Source organism: Streptomyces sp. (genome assembly GCF_031181555.1).
Taxonomy (GTDB): Bacteria; Actinomycetota; Actinomycetes; order Streptomycetales; family Streptomycetaceae; genus Streptomyces; species Streptomyces fimbriatus.
This window is the reverse complement of sequence record NZ_JAPSKQ010000046.1, coordinates 1-20,636: the sequence shown is the minus strand read 5'-3', so window position 1 is coordinate 20,636 and position 20,636 is coordinate 1. Positions and strand designations below refer to the sequence as shown.

The following is a 20,636-nucleotide window of genomic DNA, read 5'->3' as shown; positions in this document are numbered from 1 at the left end:
CACCGCCCGTCAGCCGGCACCACCCCCTCCCAGCACCCCGCCCGCGAGCCCGATCACCACGGGCAGCACGCCGACCGCGACGAACGCGGGCAGGAAGCACAGGCCCACCGGCGCGCTGACCATGACGGCCGCCCGCCGGGCCCGCGCCGTCGCCGCGCGGGCCCACTCCGCGCGGGCCTCGGCGGCGAGCCGGGCCACGGGGGTGGACAGGGGGAGCCCGGACACGTCGGCCCGTTCCAGCAGCCGGGCCAGGGCCACGGCGCCCGGCACCGAAGCCAGCCGCTGCCATGCCGCACCCGGCTCACCACCGAGCCGTACCTCCGCCGCGCCCCGCGCCAGCGCCTCCCCGACCGGTCCGCCCAGGGCGTCTCCGACGGCTTGGGCGGCCGTCACCGGGCCGGCGCCCGCCGCGATGCAGGCGGACAACAGGTCGGCAGCGAGGGGAAGCCGACGCGCCGCCTCGGCCGCGAGGCGCTCCCGTTCGCGTGTGCGCGGGCCGTCCGCCGTCCGCCGCCGGCGCCACCGCCACAGTCCGGCCGCGGCGATCAGCCCCACAGCGACTCCGGTAGGGCCGCCCACCAGTGCCCATCCGGCACACGCCACACACGCGTGCGGCAGCCAGTTCCGCGCGGTGCCCGGCACCGTGAGGCGCGGGGCGGCCACCGCCGGCTCCAGGGCCAGCATCCCGGCCAGCCGCCGCCGTGCCCTCCGCCCGCGTCGCGTCCGGTCCCACCACCGCACCAGCCACGCCAGCGCCGACACCGTCCCCGCCACTGCCCCCAGCCCGTGGACGACGTCCCCGTTCATCCCGCCACCTCCTCGGCGCCCCGCATGATCCGCAGCGCCCACCACAGCCCCAGTCCCTCCAGCACCCCGCCGACCGCCAGACAGCCCAGCCCGGACGGTGTGTGCAGCAGGATGCGCAGCGGGTCGGCGCCGAGGGCGGTGCCGAGCGCGAGCCCCACCGCCGGGAGTCCGGCGAGCATCACCGCCGTGGCACGGGCACCGGCCAACTGGGCGCGCAGGTCGGCACGCTGGTCGCGTTCGGCCCGCAGTGCCGCTTCCAGCCGGTCCAGTCCGTCCGCGAGCCCGGCACCCTGGTCCACCGCCACCCGCCAGCACGCGGCGAGTCCTCGCAGCCCCCCGGCGCCCGGCTGTCCCGCCGCCGCCGCGAGCGCCTCCGGAACGTCCCCGCCGAAGCGCGCCGCCGCCAGCACGGCGGCCTGTGCGTCCCCGAGCCCGCCGGAGTCCCGCGCGGCCGACAGCAGTGCCGCTCCCGGCTGCCGGCCCGCACGCACCTCCCCGGCGAGCGCGCCGCACAGCGCGATCACCGCGTCCCCCCGGCCCTCGCGCACCCGGCGCTCCCGGGCGGCCAGCCGCACACGCCGCAGCAGCGGCACCCCGGCCGCCCCCGCGACGACGGGCAGCACCGACGAACCCAGCACCGCCAGCACCACCCCGGCGGCAGGCGACCACCACTCCGCGTGCAACCGCTCACGGACCCGCTGCCACTCGCGGGCCACGCGGGGCCGTCCCGGTGGCCCGCTCCCGGCCGCTGCCCCGTCGGCCAGCAGCAACCGCGCCCGCCGGGCCCCGGACCGCCCACCGGCCAGCAGCCAGGCCGCGGCCCCCAGGCACGCCGCGGCCACGCCCGTCGACATCCCGGTGCTCATCCCGGCCGTCATCCCGATCGCCCCGTTCATCCCCCGGCCCCCTCTCGTGGTCCGCGGCCGCGGTCCGTGGTCCGGAGCAGCCCCCGCAGCCGCTCCCACCCCCGCTCGTACGCGAAGGCCTCCGGGCCCCACCGCAGCGCCGGCACCGTCCGCACCAGTCCCGACGGGTCCCGTTCCAGCACGTGCACCTCCGCGATCCGCCGCCGCCCGGCCCGGTCGCGTACGAGGTGCAGCACCACCGAGAGGGCCGCCGCCAGCTGGCTGTGCAGCGCGAGCCGGTCGAGTCCGGCGGCCGTACCGAGCGCCTCCAGCCGGGCCGGTACGTCGGCGGCGGCGTTGGCGTGGACAGTGCCGGAACCGCCTTCGTGCCCCGTATTGAGGGCGGCCAGCAGATGGACCACCTCCGAGCCGCGCACCTCGCCCACGACCAGCCGGTCCGGCCGCATCCGCAGCGCCTGCCGCACCAGGTCCTCGAGGGTGACGAGCCCGGCGCCCTCCTGGTTGGCGGGTCTGGTCTCCAGGCGCACGACGTGCGGGTGATCGGGCCGCAGTTCCGCCGAGTCCTCGGCCAGCACGATCCGCTCGTCCGGCCCGACCAGCCCCAGCAGGGCACTCAGAAGGGTCGTCTTGCCGCTGCCGGTGCCCCCGCTGACGAGGAACGACAACCGGGCGTCCAGCAGTGCCCGCAGCACGCGGTCCCCGCCCGGCGGCACCGTCCCGGCCGCCACCAGCTCATCGAGCGTGAAGGCGCGGGGCCGCACCACCCGCAGCGAGAGGCAGGCACAGCCGACGGCCACCGGGGGCAGCACCGCGTGCAGCCGTGTCCCGTCGGGGAGGCGCGCGTCGACCCAGGGCCGGGCGTCGTCCAGGCGCCGGCCGGCGACGGCGGCCAGCCGCTGTGCGAGCCGCCGGACGGCCACCGCGTCGGGGAAGGAGACGTCGGTGAGCTCCAGCCCTCCGCCCCGGTCCACCCAGACCCGGTCCGGCGCGGACACCAGCACGTCCGTCACCGACGCGTCGGCGAGGAGCCGTTCCAGCGGCCCGCTGCCGACCAGTTCGGAGCGCAACTGCTCCGCCGCTCCCAGCACTTCGGCGTCCCCGAGCACCCGCCCCTGGTCCCGCAGCGCCTGCGCCACCCGTGCGGGCGTCGGCTCGGCCCCGCTCTCGGCCAGCCACCTCCGCACTCCGTCGAGCAGACCGGGCGGCATCCCCGCTCCGGTCACCGCCGGCCTCCTCATGCCGCCCTCGCCTCCACCAGCGCCCGCTCCCAGAACTCCTTGCAGAAGCGGGCCAGGGGACCCCGGCCCGACGCCCCGGGCGGTTGCCCCGTCCCGTGCGGGCGCTGCAGGGCGGGTTCGACGGGCACGTCTCCTGCCAGGGGCAGTCCGAGCAGCCGGGCCACCTCACGGTCGTCCAGGCCGGGCGCGTACGGCCCGCGGACCGCCACCCGCAGGTCGCGCAGGACCATGCCCACGGCGGAGGCGACGCGCCCCGCCGCCGCGACGGCGCGCAGTTCCGCGGGGACCACGAGGAGCCCGAGGTCGAGCTGGGCGAGGACCTCGGCGACCCCGTCGTCGACGCGGCGCGGCAGGTCGACCACGACCGTGCCGCCCCCGCGCCGCGCCGCGGCGAGCACCGCGCGTACGGCCTGGGGCGGTACGGCGACGCAGTCGCCGCGGTCCCAGCTGAGCACCCGCAGGGAGTGCAGTTCGGGCAGCGACTCCTCCAGGGCACCGCCGCCGACCCGCCCGCGCGAGGCGGCGAACGCGGGCCAGCGCAGTCCCTCGGCCGTCTCGCCGCCGAGGACCACGTCGAGTCCGCCGCCCAGCGGATCCGCGTCCACGAGGAGTGTGCGCAGTCCCTCCCGCGCGGAGGTGACGGCGAGCGCGCACGCGAGCGTGGACGCTCCCGCCCCGCCCCGGCCGCCGATGACGCCGACCGTCAGGGCGGGCCGTCCGACGCCCTCCGCCACGTCGGCGATGCGGTCCACCAGCCACTGCTCGCCGTCGGGCAGCATCAGCACGTGGTCGGCGCCGATCTCGACGGCCCGCCGCCAGACCCCGGGATCGTCCTGGTCGCGGCCGATCAGCACCACTCCTCGTCGCCGCGGGGCCCCGCGCACGCGCCGTGCGGCGTCGTCACCGACGAGGACGAGCGGCGCGGCCTCCCAGCCGCTTTTCGGCTCCGGCACCCCGTGATGGACCTCCGGTGTGGCGCCGGCCGCCGCGCACAGGCGCAGCAGGTCGTCGAGGAGTCCGGCGTCCTCGGTGACGATCAGCGGTGCGCCCTGGCGGCCTCCTCCGGCGGCGGGCAGCGGATCGCGCGTGACGGTTCCGGCCATGTTCGTCCCCTTTGCTGCATCTCTCGCGCAGCCCCTGCGGCCCCGCGATTCCCGACGTGTGATGAGCCGGCGAGCGATCTGTCCGGGGAAGGCAGACGGAAACCGGCCATACGCGACCCGACAAACGACAAACCGGGCGTGAACTCGCGGCGAGCGGGTCGCGTTGGAATCACGGTGCAGCGATCGGGAAAATCGCGTGGATCTTGGTCGAAAACCGTGGATACCTCGACCGTTGTGAATATCGCCGTCACCCATACCGGTGAACCCCGCACATCTCCCGCGGGAATCCCGCAGAGCAATCCTACGGCTACCCACAGTTACATCTCATGCCCATGACAATCACTTCCCGCCCGCGGCACCGGAACGGCACCCGGCCGCGGGGAAGAGTGTGGAAAACCCACCCGGACATGCGACGACCCCCGCCGGGGGGGAGAGCGGGGGTCGTCTCCACGGCCGACTCGGGGGGGGAGGAGTCGGACCGGGTTAGCACGGTCGCGAACGATCCGTGACTTCCATGGTGTACCCGAGAGGCCTCTCAGGCAAACCCACACACCCACCTTACGCCGAATGGGCTGCCCCTATGCTCAAGGGCGTGGAAAACCACTCGTCGCCCCGCACAGCCGCCTTCTTTGACCTGGACAAGACGGTCATTGCGAAGTCGAGCACGCTCACGTTCAGCAAGTCGTTCTACCAAGGCGGCCTGATCAACCGCAGAGCGGTCCTGCGTACCGCATACGCCCAGTTCGTCTTCCTGGCCGGCGGCGCCGACCACGACCAGATGGAGCGGATGCGCAAGTACCTGTCCGCGCTGTGCCGCGGCTGGAACGTCCAGCAGGTCAGGGAGATCGTCGCCGAGACGCTGCACGACCTGATCGACCCGATCATCTACGACGAGGCCGCCACCCTGATCGAGGAGCACCACACCGCGGGCCGCGACGTCGTGATCGTGTCCACCTCCGGCGCCGAGGTCGTCGAGCCGATCGGCGAACTGCTCGGCGCCGACCGGGTCGTGGCCACCCGCATGGTCGTGGGCGACGACGGGTGTTTCACCGGCGAGGTGGAGTACTACGCGTACGGCCCGACGAAGGCCGAGGCGATCAGGGAACTGGCCGAGTCCGAGGGCTACGACCTGGCCCGTTGCTACGCCTACAGCGATTCGGTGACCGATGTGCCGATGCTGGAGTCCGTGGGCCACCCGCACGCCGTGAACCCCGACCGCGCGCTGCGCCGGGAGGCCCTCGCGCGCGCGTGGCCGATCCTGGACTTCCACCGGCCCGTCCGGCTCAAGCAGCGCTTCCCGGCGTTCTCCGTGCCGCCGCGCCCCGCCCTGGTCGCGGCAGCCGCCATAGGGGCCGCGGCGGCCACCGCGGGCCTCGTCTGGTACACCAGCCGGCGCCGCGCGTCAGCGGCCTGACCGCGTCACGGCAGACGCTCCGCGCGTGGCCGGCCGCCGCCGCACGTATCGGCGCCCGTTTCGTACGTCTTTGAAGCCAAAAGTAAAGAAGCAGGGCCAGGACTTCCGCTCGCTTCACTCCTGGAGTACAAAGGACTCAACGGCCCGCGAGACCAAGGACATCCGAGAGGATCACCTTCAGAACGCATTCTGGCCCCACGGACCGAGCATGGACACCGGGCACCCACGCGACGTCGACCCGTCGATTACGGGCCAGCCGCACCAGGTGACGGGCAAAGTCCCGACCTGATGGGCACATATCGAGGACGCTTGGTACCCCGGTGGACATGCCAGCGGCGGTACGAGTCCTCGTACCGCCGCATCTCTGCACGGCCCCTTCGCGTGACCCTTCCCCTTCTCCCGCCCTCACACCACGCGCGCGCGTCACGCCGCCCCGCGCTGGAGCGCCTCGCACACCGCCGTCGACTCGCGCGCCCCGAGCTCGATCGCGCGCCCGCAGTGGACGATCCAGGCGGCCACACCCTCCGGCGTGCCGGACACATAGCCCTCCAGCGCCGCCAGATAGGCGTCGCGCCCCAGTTCGGCGTGTCCGACCTCGGCCGGGCAGACCGCCTTCGGGTCGAGGCCACTGCCGATCAGGACGATCCGTTCGGCGGTCCGTGCGACCAGGCCGTTGTGGGAGACGAAGGGGCGCAGAGCGAGGAGCTCGCCGTGGACGACGGCGGCCGTCACCAGCGCCGGGGCGGAACCGCCCGCGATGATCAGCTCGGACAGCCCTTCCAGCCGGCCGTGCGCCTCCGCCGCGCTCGGCAGCCCGAGCCCGATCAGGGGCTCGTCGACCGCCTCGCCCTCCTTCCGGGGCCGCCCGACCTCCTCGGCCTTGTCGGCCGCCGCCACCAGGTGCAGCCTGGCCAGCACCCTCAGGGGCGACTGCCGCCAGATGGACAGCAGCTGGCCCGCCTCGGCGGTCAGACGCAGGGCCGCGCCCATCGTGCGCGCTTCGGCGTCGCCACCGAAGTCGCTGCGCCGGCGCACCTCCTCCAGGGCCCAGTCCGCGCCCGAGAGCGCCGCCGAGCCGCGGGCGCCGCGCAACGCCGCCTCGGAGGTGATCTCGTTGCTCCGCCGCCGCATGACCCGGTGTCCGTAGACCCGGTCCACGGCCTTGCGCACGGACTCCACGGAGTCGGCCACTCCAGGCAGGGAGCCCAGGGCCGCGAGGGGGTCACCCTTGCTCGCGTTCTCCCGGGAGCTCGGGGGAGGATCGGCGGTCGCGCCAGTCGTACTCATGAGTACGACACTACGCACCCCCGGCGCCGGCTCCACGATGGAGTGGTCTTCTTCACGCCCGGCTGCCACACACCGTCACAACTCAACTACCTTTAGTGAACATGAAAGTTGCTTTCGTGGGGAAGGGCGGCAGCGGAAAGACGACCCTGTCCTCCTTGTTCGTCCGTCACCTCGCGGCCGAGGGTGCCCCGGTCGTCGCGGTCGACGCCGACATCAACCAGCACCTGGGAGCCGCGCTGGGCCTCGACGAGGCGGAGGCGGCCGCGCTGCCCGCGATGGGCGAGCACCTGCCGCTGATCAAGGACTACCTGCGCGGCACCAACCCGCGCATCGCGTCCGCCGAGACGATGATCAAGACGACGCCGCCCGGTGCGGGCTCCCGGCTGCTGCGGGTGTGCGAGGACAACCCGGTCTACGACGCCTGCGCACGGCCGGTGGAACTCGACGAGGGGACCGTCCGTTTGATGGTCACCGGCCCCTTCACGGACGCCGACCTGGGGGTCGCCTGCTACCACTCCAAGACCGGAGCGGTGGAGCTGTGCCTGAACCACCTGGTGGACGGCCCCGGTGAGTACGTCGTGGTGGACATGACGGCCGGCTCGGACTCCTTCGCCTCCGGCATGTTCACCCGCTTCGACATCACGTTCCTCGTGGCCGAGCCGACCCGGAAGGGGGTCTCCGTCTACCGCCAGTACAAGGAGTACGCCCGCGACTTCGGCGTCACCCTGAAGGTCGTCGGCAACAAGGTGCAGGGGCCGGACGACCTCGGCTTCCTCCGCGCGGAGGTCGGGGACGACCTGCTGGTGACGGTGGGGCACTCGGACTGGGTCCGGGCCATGGAGAAGGGCCGGCCGCCCCGCTTCGCACTCCTGGAGGAGCCGAACCGCCACGCCCTGCGCCTGCTGCACACGGCCGCCGACGCGACGTACCGGCTGCGCGACCGGGAGCGCTACACCCGCCAGATGGTGCACTTCCACCTGAAGAACGCCCGGTCGTGGGGCAACGAGCGCACCGGGACCGACCTCGCGGCGCAGGTCGACCCCGGCTTCGTGCTCGACGAGAGCGTCACGGCGACCGCCTGAGACTCACCGCTTCGCCGCCGGTGCCCCGGGCACGCCCTTGGGGGCCGGGGCGGGGGCGGCGGACAGGAAGGACTTCCAGCCCTGCTCCGGGGCCTCGCCGACGCCCAGGGTGCGCAGCTTCGCCAGCGTCTTCGGATCCTGGGCGTCCAGCCAGTCCACCAGCTGCCGGAAGGAGACGCAGCGCACCTCGGACCTGGTGCACACCGCCTCGACGACCTCCTCGACGGCGCGCATGTAGGTGCCGCCGTTCCAGGACTCGAAGTGGTTGCCGATGATCAGGGGCGCGCGGTTGCCGCGGTAGGCCCGCTCGAAGCCCTGGAGCAGGCCGTCCCGCATCTGGTCGCCCCACAGCTCGTGCTTGGCCGGGTCGCCCTGGGTGGTGGTGCCGGACTGGTTGACCATGAAGTTGTAGTCCATGGTGAGCTGCTCGAAGGAGTGCCCGGGAAAGGGCACGAGCTGCATCGACAGGTCCCACAGGCCGTGCTTCTTCTTCGGCCACACCTGGTTGTTGACGCCGCTGGTGTCATAGCGGAAGCCCAGGTCGCGGGCGGCCTTCATGAAGTTCTTCCGCCCCTCCAGGCACGGGGTGCGGGCGCCGATGAGCTCCTTGTCGTAGTCGAAGGGCAGCGGGGCCGCGTTCTTCATGCCGGTGTTGGTCTTCCAGGTCTTCACGAAACGCTTGGCCTGGGCGATCTCGTCCTTCCACTCCGCCACCGACCACTCGCCGACCCCGCCGCCGCTGCCGCAGAAGTGCCCGTTGAAGTGGGTGCCGATCTCGTTGCCCTCCAGCCAGGCCAGGCGCAGCTGCTTCACGGTGTCGGCGATGCCCTGCCGGTCGTTGAAGCCGATGTCGGAGCGGCCCGGGGAGTGCTGCGGCGGGCGGTACAGGTCGCGTTTCTCCTCCGGGAGCAGGTACACGCCGCTCAGGAAGTACGTCATGGTCGCGTTGTTCTCCTTGGCGACCTTGCGGAAGTGGGAGAAGAGCTTCTGGCTGTCCTCGCCCGCCCCGTCCCAGGAGAAGACGACGAACTGCGGGGGCTTCTCGCCCGGCTTCAACCGCTCGGGCCGGGGCAGGTGCGGCTGCGCCCCGGTGTACGCGGTGGAGCCGTCGCCGATCAGCCGGACGACGTTCTTCGGCGCGGGAGCCGGCTTGGCCTTCTCCTGACCCCTCTCCTGCTCGTCGGTGCCGTCGGCGCCGGCCCCGCAGCCGGCGAGCGAGACGACGCACACCGCGGCGACCACGGCGCCCGCGGCGATCCTGTGGGTGGCGGCCATCCGCCCACCTTCTTCCTTCTCTCGGGCCGACCTCGATGGGGCGATGTCTGGTGCTGTGCCGGTCCGGGCCGACAGCGCCGCCAACGTCGCACGGAACTGAGAAGGAATAAGTACGACAAGCCGATGAAATGCCCGCTTCCCTCGCGAGAATGATTGATTAGCCCATTTGCCCGGAAAGTCTATGCCCGCCCTTTACTCTGAATTACGATCCGTTTACTGATTGTTGATGAATCCCACTGCTTCACGCCGTGCCCCGCGGCCGCGACCCCCCGCCGCCGCGCGGGACCCACCCCTTCCGCACCGCGCAGACCCGGAGGAGACGGGAGACCATGTCAGCCTGCGTTCCCGCCCGTGCCGCCGACTCGGATCGGACCGAGCGCGCCCATCCGCCCCACAGCCCACCGCCGACCGGGCCACGGCGCTTCCGCATCGCGGGCGCCGATCTTTCGGCCTCGATCGCGGTCTTCCTGATCGCCCTTCCCCTGTCCCTCGGCATCGCCCTCGCCACCGGCGCGCCACTCCAGGCCGGACTGGTCGCCGCCGCAGTGGGCGGACTCGTCGCCGGGCGCCTCGGCGGCTCGCCGCTCCAGGTCAGCGGCCCGGCCGCCGGGCTCACCGTCGTCACCGCCGACCTCATCCAGCGCTACGGCTGGCGGACGACCTGCGCCATCACCGTCCTGGCCGGGCTCGCCCAGCTCGGCCTGGGCTGTCTGCGGGTGGCGCGCGGCGCGCTCGCCGTCAGCCCCGCGATCGTGCACGGCATGCTCGCCGGCATCGGCGTCACCATCGCCGTCGCCCAGCTGCACATCGTCCTCGGCGGCACCCCGCAGAGTTCCGTCCCCGACAATCTCCGCGCGCTCCCCGCCCAGTTGGCGAACCTGCACCCCGCGGCCCTGTCGGTGAGCGTGCTGACGCTGGCGCTGCTGCTGCTCTGGCCCCGGCTGCCCGGCCGGGCCGGACGGGTTGCCCGCACGGTCCCGGCCGCGCTCGTCGCCGTCGCCGGAGCCACCGCGGTGGCCGCCGCGGCCGGCCTCCTCCTGCCCAAGGTGGACCTGCCGTCCTGGCGCAACCACGCCCTGGCCGGGCTGCCCGACGGTCCGGTGCTCGGCCTCGCCGCCGCCGTGCTCACGACGACGCTGGTGTGCAGCGTGCAGTCGCTGCTCGGCGCGGTCGCCGTGGACAAGCTGGTGTCCGGCCGCCCCGGTCCCGCCCGCGTCGGGCGGTCCGACCTGGACCGCGAACTGCTCGGACAGGGCGCGGCCAACATCGTCTCCGGCTCCCTCGGCGGACTGCCCGTGGCCGGAGTGGCCGTCCGCAGTTCCGCGAATGTGCGCGCGGGTGCCGTGAGCCGGAACTCCACGATGCTGCACGGCGTTTTCGTAGTGATCGCCGCGCTGCTGATGGTCCCGCTCCTGGAGCTCATCCCGCTCGCCTCGCTCGCCGCCCTGGTGATGGCCGTCGGCATCCAGATGGTGTCCCTGCACCACATCCGCACGGTGACCCGTCACCGGGAAGTCCTGGTCTACGCCGTGACCACCCTCGGCGTGGTGTCCCTCGGCGTCCTGGAGGGCGTGGCGCTGGGCATCGCCGTGGCCGTCGGCGTGGCCCTGCACCGCCTCACCCGCACCCGTATCACGCACGAGGAGAAGGAGGGAGTCCACCACGTCCACGTCCGAGGCCAGTTGACGTTCCTCGCGGTGCCGCGACTCAGCCGCGCCCTGCATCTCGTCCCCCACGGGGCCGATGCCGTGGTGGCGCTGGACGGGTCGTTCATGGACCACGCGGCGTACGAGACGCTGCAGGACTGGCAGAGCACGCACATCGCGCGGGGCGGCACCGTGGAGATCACCGGCCGCCGTGCCGGGGTCCGGATCGCCGAGCCCGAGGCCCTCACCGGCCACCGCCCGGCGGACGGGACCGAGAAGGCCCGCGCGTCCGGCGCCGGCTGCCGCTGCCGCCCCTGGACGGCCTGGCGCAACCACCAGTGCGAACGCCCGCAGCCCGTGGCGGGCGGCGACGGACGGCCGAGCGCGCCCGGCGAAGGCGAGCCGGAGCCGTCCGGCACCGGCGGGCGCGAACTGGTGCGGGGCATCAGCGCGTTCCAGCGCGACACCGCTCCCCTGGTGCGCGGCGAACTGGCCCGGCTGGCGCGCGAGGGACAGCGGCCCACGCAGCTGTTCCTGACCTGTGCCGACTCCCGGCTGGTCACCTCGATGATCACGTCCAGCGGTCCGGGGGACCTGTTCGTGGTGCGCAACGTCGGCAACCTCGTGCCGCCCCCCGGCGAGGAGAGCGGCGACGACTCGGTGGCGGCCGCCATCGAGTACGCCGTGGAGGTGCTGGCAGTGCGGTCGATCACCGTGTGCGGCCACTCGGGGTGCGGTGCGATGCAGGCACTGCTCGACTCGGCGCCGGGCGGCGTCGACACACCGCTGAGACGGTGGCTGCGGCACGGACTGCCGAGCCTGGACCGCATGGGCGACGCGAGCAGGTCCTGGGCGCGACTGACCGGACGGGCGCCCACCGACGCGGTCGAGCAGCTGTGCCTGACGAACGTGGTCCAGCAGCTGGAGCATCTGCGCGCCCACCCATCGGTGGCCCGGGCCCTGAGGAACGGGACCCTGGAGCTGCACGGGCTCTACTTCCACGTGGGCGAGGCGCAGGCGTATCTCCTCACGGAGCGGGACGGGGAGGGGGTGTTCGACCGGGTGCGAGCGGTGGACCTGGCGGTGTGAGGGGCCCGTCCGGTGTGAGAGGCGTTACACCCCTTGAACCGGCTTGCTCCGGGGGCCGTGGGAACGGGTGACCAGGACGACGGCGATCCCAACACCCCTTCGCTCAACAGGTCTAAACCATTTTGCCGTCGACCCTTGTCAGCGCACCCCCAGGTCTGATGAGCTGTGGCCTGGGACACAACGGACACCCCGGGAAAGGCAGATGCCGTGAGCAATGAAAGCCTGGCCAACCTTCTGAAGGAGGAGCGTCGCTTCACTCCCCCCGCCGACCTGGCCGCGAACGCCAACGTCACGGCAGAGGCGTATGAACAGGCCAAGGCTGACAGGCTCGGCTTCTGGGCCGAGCAGGCCCGTCGGCTGACCTGGGCCAAGGAGCCCACGGAGACCCTCGACTGGTCGAACCCGCCGTTCGCCAAGTGGTTCAAGGACGGCGAGCTCAACGTCGCCTACAACTGCGTCGACCGGCACGTGGAGGCCGGTCACGGCGACCGGGTCGCCATCCACTTCGAGGGCGAGCCGGGCGACAGCCGCTCCCTCACCTACGCCCAGCTCAAGGACGAGGTCTCCAAGGCCGCCAACGCCCTGCTCGAGCTGGGGGTCCAGAAGGGCGACCGGGTCGCCGTCTACATGCCGATGATCCCGGAGACGGCGATCGCGATGCTGGCCTGCGCCCGCATCGGTGCCGCGCACTCCGTCGTCTTCGGCGGCTTCTCCGCGGACGCGCTCGCGACCCGCATCCAGGACGCCGACGCCAAGGTCGTCATCACCGCCGACGGCGGCTACCGGCGCGGCAAGCCCTCCGCGCTGAAGCCGGCCGTGGACGAGGCCGTCGGACGCGTGGAGAACGTCGAGCACGTCCTCGTCGTCCGCCGCACCGGCCAGGACGTCGCCTGGACCGAGGGCCGCGACGTGTGGTGGCACGACCTGGTCGAGCGGCAGAGCGCCGAGCACACCCCGGAGGCGTTCGAGGCCGAACACCCGCTGTTCATCCTCTACACCTCGGGCACGACGGGTAAGCCGAAGGGCATCCTGCACACCTCCGGCGGCTACCTCACCCAGACGGCGTACACGCACTGGGCCGTCTTCGACCTCAAGCCGGAGACCGACGTGTACTGGTGCACGGCCGACGTCGGCTGGGTCACCGGGCACTCGTACATCGTCTACGGCCCGCTCGCCAACGGCGCCACCCAGGTCATGTACGAGGGCACGCCGGACACCCCGCACCAGGGCCGCTTCTGGGAGATCGTGCAGAAGTACGGCGTGACGATCCTCTACACGGCGCCCACCGCGATCCGGACGTTCATGAAGTGGGGCGACGACATCCCCGCGAAGTTCGACCTGTCCTCGCTGCGGGTGCTGGGCTCCGTCGGTGAGCCGATCAACCCCGAGGCGTGGATCTGGTACCGCAAGAACATCGGCGCGGACCGCACCCCGGTGGTGGACACCTGGTGGCAGACCGAGACCGGCGGCATCATGATCTCGCCGCTGCCCGGTGTGACCGCCGCCAAGCCGGGCTCCGCCCAGACCCCGCTGCCCGGCATCTCCGCGACCGTCGTCGACGACGAGGCGAACGAGGTGCCCGACGGCGGCGGTGGCTACCTGGTGCTCACCGAGCCGTGGCCGTCGATGCTGCGCACCATCTGGGGCGACGACCAGCGGTTCATCGACACCTACTGGTCGCGGTTCGAGGGCAAGTACTTCGCGGGTGACGGCGCCAAGAAGGACGACGACGGCGACATCTGGCTGCTCGGCCGGGTCGACGACGTGATGCTCGTGTCCGGGCACAACATCTCCACCACCGAGGTCGAGTCCGCGCTGGTCTCCCACCCCTCGGTCGCCGAGGCGGCCGTGGTCGGCGCCGCGGACGAGACGACCGGCCAGGCGATCGTCGCCTTCGTGATCCTGCGCGGTACGGCGGCGGAGACCGAGGACCTCGTCGGCGAGCTGCGGAGCCACGTGGGCGCCACGCTCGGCCCGATCGCCAAGCCCAAGCGGATCCTGCCGGTGGCCGAGCTGCCGAAGACCCGCTCCGGCAAGATCATGCGCCGCCTGCTGCGGGACGTGGCGGAGAACCGCCAGCTCGGTGACGTCACCACGCTCACCGACTCCACGGTGATGGACCTGATCCAGGCCAAGCTGCCCCAGGCGCCCAGCGAGGACTGAGCGGGCACGGGACGGTCACCGAACCGATCACGCGTCTGACCACCGTCCGACGGGGCACTCGGCACACGCCGGGTGCCCCGTGTGGTGTGCCGGTGGGACGCGACCGGGAGTGCTCCTGGTGCGCCCCAGGAGCACGTTAGATAGGCTAAAGATAAAATCTGCCTCATGGAGCGCCGGGAAGTCTGGTCGGCACGCGTTTCGTGCTGCCCCGACAACCAGAGGATCCACCTGTGACCGCGCCCCGCACCCCCTCCCCCGACCCCCGCAAGGTTTTCGGACGCCTCTCCCTGCCCGAGCGGACGTTCGTCACGGACGCGCTGCGCACCGAGACCGTCGGCGGCGTCCTGCTCCTCCTCGCCGCCGTCACCGCGCTGGTCTGGGCGAACGTGCCCGCGCTGCACGACAGCTACGAGAGCGTCAGCCACTTCCACTTCGGCATCGGGGCCCTCGGCCTGGATCTGTCCGTGGCGCACTGGGCGGCCGACGGACTGCTCGCGATCTTCTTCTTCGTCGCCGGGATCGAGCTCAAACGCGAACTCGTCGCCGGTGATCTCAGGGACCCCAAGGCGGCCGCGCTGCCGGTGGTCGCGGCCCTGTGCGGCATGGCCGTCCCGGCGCTCGTCTACACCTTCACCAACGTCGCCGGCGGCGGCTCGCTGGCCGGCTGGGCCGTGCCCACCGCCACCGACATCGCCTTCGCCCTCGCCGTGCTCGCCGTCATCGGCACCTCCCTGCCGAGCGCGCTGCGCGCCTTCCTGCTCACCCTCGCCGTCGTCGACGACCTGTTCGCGATCCTGATCATCGCGGTCTTCTTCACCGACGACCTGAACTTCGCCGCGCTCGGCGGCGCGGTCGCGGGCCTGGCCGTCTTCTGGCTGCTGCTGCGCAAGGGCGTCCGCGGCTGGTACGTGTACATCCCGCTCGCGCTCGTCGTGTGGGGGCTGATGTACAACAGCGGCATCCACGCCACCATCGCCGGTGTGGCCATGGGCCTGATGCTGCGCTGCCACCGTCGCGAGGGCGAGGAGCACTCCCCCGGCGAGCACATCGAGCACCTCGTCCGGCCGCTCTCGGCGGGCCTCGCGGTCCCGTTGTTCGCCCTGTTCAGCGCGGGTGTGACCGTCTCCGGCGGCGCGCTCGCGGACGTGTTCACCCAGCCCGAGACGCTCGGTGTCGTGCTCGGGCTCGTCGTCGGCAAGACGCTCGGCATCTTCGGCGGTACCTGGCTGACGGCCCGTTTCACCCGGGCCTCGCTCAGTGACGACCTCGCCTGGGCGGACGTGTTCGCCGTGGCGACCCTCGCCGGGATCGGCTTCACCGTCTCGCTGCTCATCGGCGAACTCGCCTTCGAGGGCAACGCGGCCATGACCGACAGCGTCAAGGCCGCCGTGCTGGTCGGCTCGCTGATCGCCACCGCCCTCGCGGCGGTGCTGCTGAAGATACGGAACGCGAAGTACCGCAGGCTGACCGAGGAGGAGGAGCGCGACGAGGACCTCAACCAGGTCCCGGACATCTACGAACAGGACGACCCGGCGTACCACCTGCGCATGGCGGAGATCCACGAGCGCAAGGCCGCCGAGCACCGGCGACTCGCCCGGGAGAAGGCCGCCGAGCGGGACGGGCTTGCCGAAGTGCCGGGCAGGACGGGCGAGGACCACGACGGTCCGGCATGATCTGACGAGACGGTACAAAAGACAGGACCGCGCCGGCCGGACGGAGGCAGGCGGAGGCAAGCGGTCCTGCACGGACCGTCGGACGGCAGACTGAACCGTACGCGCAGGCACGCAGAAGTACGCAGAAGAGGGAGACCGCGATGAGCGCACCCGACGGCAGCCCGGTCGGCGCCGAACGCAGCATCGGCCAGCTGTTCGCCTCGGCGACGGCGGACATGTCGGCGCTGGTGCACGACGAGATCGCGCTGGCGAAGGCGCAGCTCAAGCAGGACGTCAAGCGGGGGGCGACCAGCGGCGGCGCGTTCATGGCGGCCGGCGTGCTGCTCCTGTTCTCCCTGCCGATGCTGAACTTCGCGCTGGCCTACGGCATCCGCACCTGGAGCGACTGGAACCTCGCGCTCTGCTTCCTGCTCTCCTTCGCGGCGAACGTCCTGATCGCGCTGGTCCTCGCGCTGATCGGCGTCGCCTTCGCGAAGAAGGCCAAGAAGGGCCGGGGACCGCAGAAGGTCGCCGCCTCGGTGAAGGAGACGGCGGGCGTACTGCAGAAGGCCAAGCCGCATCCGCGTCCCGAACTGCCGGAAGACCGGGTCCCCCCGGCCCTCGAGGCTGTGGCACGCTCGTCCTCATGACGGGCTCCTCCATTCCTCCGGGACCATCCCCTTCGGCGCAGCCCGGCTCGGCCGTACGCCTCGGCATCCCCGGCGGCGCCGAGGTGACCCACCGGGACGTCGCCGCCAACGGCGCCCGCTTCCACATCGCGGAACTGGGCGAGGGACCGCTGGTCCTGCTGCTGCACGGCTTCCCGCAGTTCTGGTGGACCTGGCGGCACCAGTTGACGGCGCTCGCCGACGCCGGGTTCCGGGCCGTCGCCATGGACCTGCGGGGCGTCGGCGGCAGCGACCGCACACCGCGCGGTTACGACCCGGCCAACCTCGCGCTGGACATCACCGGGGTGGTCCGCTCCCTCGGCGAGCCGGACGCCGCGCTCGTCGGCCACGACCTGGGCGGATACCTGGCGTGGACGGCGGCGGCGATGCGCCCCAAGCTCGTACGGCGGCTGGCGGTCGCTTCCATGCCGCATCCCCGGCGCTGGCGGTCGGCGATGCTCTCCGACGCCCGGCAGACGGCCGCCATGTCGCACATCTGGGGATTCCAGCGGCCCTGGATCCCGGAGCGCCGGCTCACCGCGGACGACGGGGCACTGGTGGCCGAGCTCATCCGGGACTGGTCCGGGCCGCGGCCGCCGGACGAGGAGGCGCTGGCCGCCTACCGGCGGGCCATGTGCATCCCGTCCACGGCGCACTGCTCGATCGAGCCGTACCGCTGGATGGTGCGCTCCCTGGCCCGCCCGGACGGCATCCAGTTCAACCGCCGGATGAAGCGGCCGGTGCGGGTGCCGACGCTGCATCTGCACGGCTCGCTGGACCCCGTGGTGCGCACGCGCAGCGCCGCCGGGTCCGGGGAGTACGTCGAAGCGCCGTACCGCTGGCGGCTGTTCGACGGGCTCGGGCACTTCCCGCACGAGGAGGACCCGGTCGCCTTCTCGACCGAACTGATCAACTGGCTGAAGGATCCCGAACCGGATCGGTGAGCGAACGGACGCTCCCGGTACCGCCCGTGCCCTCGCCCTGTGTGGCCGCCGGTGCCGTCCCGGCGCGCACGCCCGAACACCCGTCCCGCACACGGCCACTTGCCCGGCGCATAGGCCAATTGGGGTCCCGTGAGGCGGTTATCGACCATGGGGCGGGGGCAGACGTCGGGGTATGGGCTGGACGCACGACTACAGTGACGCAAGCCGTACTCGCCGCTCGGCGGGCGGTATGGGTTCCCACCAGCGAGGCGGTGCACCGCAGATGGCAGGTACGGACCTCAGGGTGGGAATTCCGCGCATCCTCCGCCGCCGGGCCCGGTGGGTCTCGGTACGTCTGCGTCATCCGCGCGGCTGACCGGGCGTCCGCTCGAGCGGCCGGCGTCCGCCGACCGTCCGGCCACGGGCGTTCCCGGCGTTCCTAGAGCGCACAGCTGTCGCTGTCCACCTGCCGGTTGGCGGTGCGGCCCTTGGCGATGTCCTCCTGGATCTCGTCCACGGTGAGGGCGTACCCGGTCTCCGCGTCGTCCAGGGACTTCGCGAAGATCACGCCGTAGACCCTGCCCTCGGGAGTCAGCAGCGGGCCGCCGGAGTTGCCCTGACGGACAGTCGCGTACAGGGAGTACACGTCACGGCGGACCGTGTCCCGGTGGTAGATGTCCGGGCCGTTGGCCGTGATGCGCCCCCGCACGCGCGCGGGACGGACGTCGTACGCCCCGTTCTCCGGGAAACCGGCGACGATCGCGCCGTCGCCGCTGCTCGCGTCCTCGGTGGTGAAGCGCAGCGCGGGCGCCTTCAGGTCGGGTACGTCGAGGACGGCGATGTCGCGCCTCCAGTCGTAGAGGACGACCGTCGCGTCGTACTTCCTGCCCTCACCGCCCACCTGCACGACCGGCTCGTCGACACCGCCCACGACGTGCGCGTTGGTCATCACGCGGCGGTCGTCGAAGACGAAGCCGGTGCCCTCCAGGACCTTGCCGCAGCCGGTGGCGGTGCCCGTGACCTTGACGATGGAGCGCTGGGCGCGGGCGGCCACGGCGCTGTTCGCGAGGGCCGGGTCCGGGGGCCGGACGTCGGTGATCGGCTCGTTGGCGAACGGGCTGAAGACCTGCGGGAAGCCGTTCTGCGCGAGGACGGAGGAGAAGTCGGCGAACCAGGTGTCGGCCCGGGCGGGCAGCGCCCGGGAGACCCCGAGCAGCACCTTGGAGCCGCGGACCTCCCTGCCGAGCGTCGGCAGCGTCGTGCCGGCGAGGGCCGAGCCGATCAGCCAGGCGACCAGGAGCATGGCGACGACGTTGACCAGGGCGCCGCCGGTGGCGTCCAGCGCGCGGGCCGGGGACCAGGTGATGTAGCGGCGCAGTTTGTTGCCGAGGTGGGTGGTCAGGGCCTGGCCGACGGAGGCGCAGACGATGACCACGACGACCGCGACGACGGCGGCGGCCGTGCCGACCTCGGAGTTGTCCGTCAGGACGTCCCAGATGACGGGCAGCGCGTACACGGCGGCGAGACCGCCGCCCAGGAACCCGATCACCGACAGGATGCCGACGACGAACCCCTGCCGGTAACCGACGACCGCGAACCAGACGGCGGCGACCAGCAACAGGATGTCCAGCACGTTCACCGCTTCACGCCTCGCCTCGTCATTCCGGTCGCTCCCGCTCGGCCGGAGTCCGGGGGCGTACGGCGCAAACCGCCGCCGTCACCGGCCCCCGGAGCGCACGGCACGGCGCCCACCCTGTCACGCCTGCCAGTCCAGCGGGACCTGCCGGTCGCGGTCCCAGGGCCGCTCCCACCCGGCGAAATGCAGCAGCCGGTCGATGACCCCGGCCGTGAAGCCCCACACCAGGGCCGATTCGACCAGGAACGCCGGGCCTCGATGGCCCCGGGGATGGACCGCGGTCGCACGGTTGTCCGGATGGGCGAGATCCGCCACGGGGACCGTGAAGACCCGGGCGGTCTCCTTCGGGTCCACGACACCGACCGGGCTGGGCACGCGCCACCAGCCCAGCACGGGGGTGACGACGAAGCCGCTGACCGGGATGTAGAGCTTCGGCAGGACACCGAAGAGCTGGACACCGGACGGGTCGAGCCCGGTCTCCTCCTCCGCCTCGCGCAGGGCGGCCCGCAGCGGCCCCTCGCCCTGCGGGTCGCCGTCCTCGGGGTCGAGGGCGCCGCCGGGGAAGGACGGCTGGCCGGCGTGCGAGCGCAGCGAGCTCGCCCGCTCCATGAGCAGCAGCTCGGGGCCGCGCTCGCCCTCGCCGAACAGGACGAGGACGGCGGACTGGCGCCCCGCGCCGTCCTCCGGGGGCAGGAAGCGGCTCAGCTGCCTCGGCGCGACCGTCTCCGCCGCGTGGACCACCGGGTCCAGCCAGACGGGCAGACCCTCCTTGTCGAGCGTCACCCGGCCGCCCTGGGTATTGCTCGCACGCGTCATCGCCACCCCTGCCGTCCTGTCCCGTCCCACGTCCCGTCGCACACCACGTCCCACGGGCCCAACGCCCGGCGTCCCCGAGATCGTTCCGCGGACCGCCACGGCCGCGTGCGCCGCCCCGTCATCCGGCCCTCAGCGGCGGGGCCGGCCGGCCGCCCGCGTCCAGGTAGGCCTGCGGCGGCTTCAGGCGCTGGCCCGGGAGGCCCCCCTTCTCGTACTTCAGCAGTTTCCCCGCCTTCTCCGGGTCCGTCTCGCCCTCGCCGTACGCCGGGCAGAGCGAGGCGATGGGGCAGGCGCCGCAGGCGGGCTTGCGGGCGTGGCAGATGCGGCGGCCGTGCCAGATCACGTGGTGCGAGAGGTCGGTCCAGTCGCTCTTGGGGAACAGCGCGCCGACCGCGGCCTCGATCTTGTCGGGGTCGGTCTCCTCGGTCCAGCGCCAGCGGCGGACCAGGCGCTGGAAGTGCGTGTCCACGGTGATGCCGGGCCGGCCGAAGGCGTTGCCGAGCACGACGAAGGCGGTCTTGCGGCCGACGCCGGGCAGCTTCACGAGATCCTCGAGCCGGCCCGGCACCTCGCCGCCGTAGTCCTCCGTGAGCGCCTTGGAGAGCCCCATCACCGAGCGGGTCTTGGCGCGGAAGAAGCCGCACGGGCGCAGGATCTCCTCCACCTCCTCGGGGTTGGCGGCGGCCAGGTCCTCGGGGGTGGGGTACTTCGCGAAGAGTGCGGGGGTCGTCTGGTTGACGCGCAGGTCGGTGGTCTGGGCCGAGAGCACCGTGGCGACGAGGAGCTGGAAGGGGTTCTCGAAGTCCAGCTCGGGGTGCGCGTACGGGTACACCTCGGCGAGCTCACGGTTGATGCGGCGCGCGCGGCGGACGAGCGCGGTGCGCGACTCGCCCTTGGCCTGCTTGACGACGGTCTTCACCGGGGCGTCCTTCACGGCGACGGCGGCCTTCTCGGCTGCGACGGGGGGCTTC

Annotated in this window: 17 protein-coding genes; 8 read left to right on the top strand and 9 right to left on the bottom strand. The window is 72.7% G+C overall.

What is annotated here, in order from left to right; all coding sequences use genetic code 11:
• Positions 1 to 9: 9 nt before the first annotated feature.
• The 4 genes from RIM90_RS12495 to ssd are packed head-to-tail and all read right to left on the bottom strand — an operon-like array spanning position 10 to position 4,014.
• The gene (locus tag RIM90_RS12495; RefSeq protein ID WP_309060730.1) at positions 10 to 807 is read right to left on the bottom strand and encodes a type II secretion system F family protein; all 798 of its coding nucleotides are present in this window, start codon (positions 805 to 807) and stop codon (positions 10 to 12) included.
• Entirely contained in the window at positions 804 to 1,673 is an 870-nt protein-coding gene (locus RIM90_RS12490; RefSeq protein WP_375165434.1) for a type II secretion system F family protein, read from the bottom strand. Before RIM90_RS12490 ends, RIM90_RS12495 begins: the two co-directional genes overlap by 4 nt.
• A 26-nt stretch (positions 1,674 to 1,699) precedes the next feature.
• Positions 1,700 to 2,911, bottom strand: coding sequence for a TadA family conjugal transfer-associated ATPase (locus RIM90_RS12485; RefSeq protein WP_309060728.1), 1,212 nt, complete (start codon positions 2,909 to 2,911; stop codon positions 1,700 to 1,702).
• Positions 2,908 to 4,014: a septum site-determining protein Ssd gene (gene ssd / locus RIM90_RS12480; protein WP_309060727.1), complete on the bottom strand. Its 1,107-nt coding sequence runs from the start codon at positions 4,012 to 4,014 to the stop codon at positions 2,908 to 2,910. Before ssd ends, RIM90_RS12485 begins: the two co-directional genes overlap by 4 nt.
• 580 nt (positions 4,015 to 4,594) lie before the next feature.
• Here ssd and RIM90_RS12475 point away from each other — a divergent pair.
• Positions 4,595 to 5,428: an HAD-IB family hydrolase gene (locus RIM90_RS12475; RefSeq protein WP_309060726.1), complete on the top strand. Its 834-nt coding sequence runs from the start codon at positions 4,595 to 4,597 to the stop codon at positions 5,426 to 5,428.
• A gap of 423 nt (positions 5,429 to 5,851) precedes the next feature.
• Here the strand turns inward: RIM90_RS12475 and RIM90_RS12470 are convergent, their stop codons facing one another.
• Complete coding sequence (locus tag RIM90_RS12470; RefSeq protein ID WP_309060725.1) at positions 5,852 to 6,715, bottom strand: oxidoreductase; 864 nt, start codon at positions 6,713 to 6,715, stop codon at positions 5,852 to 5,854.
• Positions 6,716 to 6,816: 101 nt separating this feature from the next.
• On the opposite strand from RIM90_RS12470, the gene RIM90_RS12465 reads away from it, so the two are divergent.
• Positions 6,817 to 7,797: an ATP-binding protein gene (locus RIM90_RS12465; protein ID WP_309060724.1), complete on the top strand. Its 981-nt coding sequence runs from the start codon at positions 6,817 to 6,819 to the stop codon at positions 7,795 to 7,797.
• Between the two features lie 3 nt (positions 7,798 to 7,800).
• On the opposite strand, the gene RIM90_RS12460 is transcribed toward RIM90_RS12465, so the two are convergent.
• The gene (locus RIM90_RS12460) at positions 7,801 to 9,072 is read right to left on the bottom strand and encodes a hypothetical protein (RefSeq protein WP_309060723.1); all 1,272 of its coding nucleotides are present in this window, start codon (positions 9,070 to 9,072) and stop codon (positions 7,801 to 7,803) included.
• A gap of 329 nt (positions 9,073 to 9,401) precedes the next feature.
• On the opposite strand from RIM90_RS12460, the gene RIM90_RS12455 reads away from it, so the two are divergent.
• From RIM90_RS12455 to RIM90_RS12430, 6 genes are all read left to right on the top strand, one after another.
• Positions 9,402 to 11,807, top strand: a complete 2,406-nt coding sequence (locus tag RIM90_RS12455; RefSeq protein WP_309060722.1) for a SulP family inorganic anion transporter — start codon at positions 9,402 to 9,404, stop codon at positions 11,805 to 11,807.
• Positions 11,808 to 12,014: 207 nt separating this feature from the next.
• A complete protein-coding gene (gene acs / locus RIM90_RS12450) occupies positions 12,015 to 13,970 on the top strand; it encodes an acetate--CoA ligase (RefSeq protein ID WP_309060721.1) in 1,956 nt (651 codons plus the stop codon).
• A 230-nt stretch (positions 13,971 to 14,200) separates the two neighbouring features.
• Complete coding sequence (gene nhaA / locus RIM90_RS12445) at positions 14,201 to 15,643, top strand: Na+/H+ antiporter NhaA (RefSeq protein ID WP_309060720.1); 1,443 nt, start codon at positions 14,201 to 14,203, stop codon at positions 15,641 to 15,643.
• Between the two features lie 140 nt (positions 15,644 to 15,783).
• On the top strand, positions 15,784 to 16,272 hold the full coding sequence (locus RIM90_RS12440) for a phage holin family protein (RefSeq protein WP_309060719.1): 489 nt from the start codon (positions 15,784 to 15,786) through the stop codon (positions 16,270 to 16,272).
• Positions 16,269 to 17,234, top strand: a complete 966-nt coding sequence (locus tag RIM90_RS12435; RefSeq protein WP_309060718.1) for an alpha/beta hydrolase — start codon at positions 16,269 to 16,271, stop codon at positions 17,232 to 17,234. Before RIM90_RS12440 ends, RIM90_RS12435 begins: the two co-directional genes overlap by 4 nt.
• A gap of 172 nt (positions 17,235 to 17,406) precedes the next feature.
• Positions 17,407 to 17,589 carry a hypothetical protein gene (locus RIM90_RS12430; RefSeq protein ID WP_159534959.1) on the top strand — a complete coding sequence of 61 codons (183 nt, stop codon included), beginning with the start codon at positions 17,407 to 17,409 and terminating at the stop codon, positions 17,587 to 17,589.
• Between the two features lie 63 nt (positions 17,590 to 17,652).
• Here the strand turns inward: RIM90_RS12430 and RIM90_RS12425 are convergent, their stop codons facing one another.
• From RIM90_RS12425 to nth, 3 genes are all read right to left on the bottom strand, one after another.
• Positions 17,653 to 18,852: a MarP family serine protease gene (locus tag RIM90_RS12425; protein WP_309060717.1), complete on the bottom strand. Its 1,200-nt coding sequence runs from the start codon at positions 18,850 to 18,852 to the stop codon at positions 17,653 to 17,655.
• Positions 18,853 to 18,969: 117 nt separating this feature from the next.
• On the bottom strand, positions 18,970 to 19,665 hold the full coding sequence (locus RIM90_RS12420; RefSeq protein ID WP_309060742.1) for a CoA pyrophosphatase: 696 nt from the start codon (positions 19,663 to 19,665) through the stop codon (positions 18,970 to 18,972).
• A 118-nt stretch (positions 19,666 to 19,783) separates the two neighbouring features.
• The coding region (gene nth, locus RIM90_RS12415; protein ID WP_309060716.1) for an endonuclease III at positions 19,784 to 20,636 on the bottom strand (853 nt) is incomplete at its 5' end.

What these genes read in the sequence shown, in the direction of transcription:
- RIM90_RS12495 (WP_309060730.1), bottom strand. Translation starts at nt 807, where the DNA reads ATGAACGGGGACGTCGTCCACGGGCTGGGGGCAGTGGCGGGGACGGTG.
- RIM90_RS12490 (WP_375165434.1), bottom strand. Translation starts at nt 1,673, where the DNA reads ATGAGCACCGGGATGTCGACGGGCGTGGCCGCGGCGTGCCTGGGGGCC.
- RIM90_RS12485 (WP_309060728.1), bottom strand. Translation starts at nt 2,911, where the DNA reads ATGAGGAGGCCGGCGGTGACCGGAGCGGGGATGCCGCCCGGTCTGCTC.
- ssd (WP_309060727.1), bottom strand. Translation starts at nt 4,014, where the DNA reads ATGGCCGGAACCGTCACGCGCGATCCGCTGCCCGCCGCCGGAGGAGGC.
- RIM90_RS12475 (WP_309060726.1), top strand. Translation starts at nt 4,595, where the DNA reads ATGCTCAAGGGCGTGGAAAACCACTCGTCGCCCCGCACAGCCGCCTTC.
- RIM90_RS12470 (WP_309060725.1), bottom strand. Translation starts at nt 6,715, where the DNA reads ATGAGTACGACTGGCGCGACCGCCGATCCTCCCCCGAGCTCCCGGGAG.
- RIM90_RS12465 (WP_309060724.1), top strand. Translation starts at nt 6,817, where the DNA reads ATGAAAGTTGCTTTCGTGGGGAAGGGCGGCAGCGGAAAGACGACCCTG.
- RIM90_RS12460 (WP_309060723.1), bottom strand. Translation starts at nt 9,072, where the DNA reads ATGGCCGCCACCCACAGGATCGCCGCGGGCGCCGTGGTCGCCGCGGTG.
- RIM90_RS12455 (WP_309060722.1), top strand. Translation starts at nt 9,402, where the DNA reads ATGTCAGCCTGCGTTCCCGCCCGTGCCGCCGACTCGGATCGGACCGAG.
- RIM90_RS12440 (WP_309060719.1), top strand. Translation starts at nt 15,784, where the DNA reads ATGAGCGCACCCGACGGCAGCCCGGTCGGCGCCGAACGCAGCATCGGC.
- RIM90_RS12435 (WP_309060718.1), top strand. Translation starts at nt 16,269, where the DNA reads ATGACGGGCTCCTCCATTCCTCCGGGACCATCCCCTTCGGCGCAGCCC.
- RIM90_RS12430 (WP_159534959.1), top strand. Translation starts at nt 17,407, where the DNA reads ATGGGCTGGACGCACGACTACAGTGACGCAAGCCGTACTCGCCGCTCG.
- RIM90_RS12420 (WP_309060742.1), bottom strand. Translation starts at nt 19,665, where the DNA reads ATGACGCGTGCGAGCAATACCCAGGGCGGCCGGGTGACGCTCGACAAG.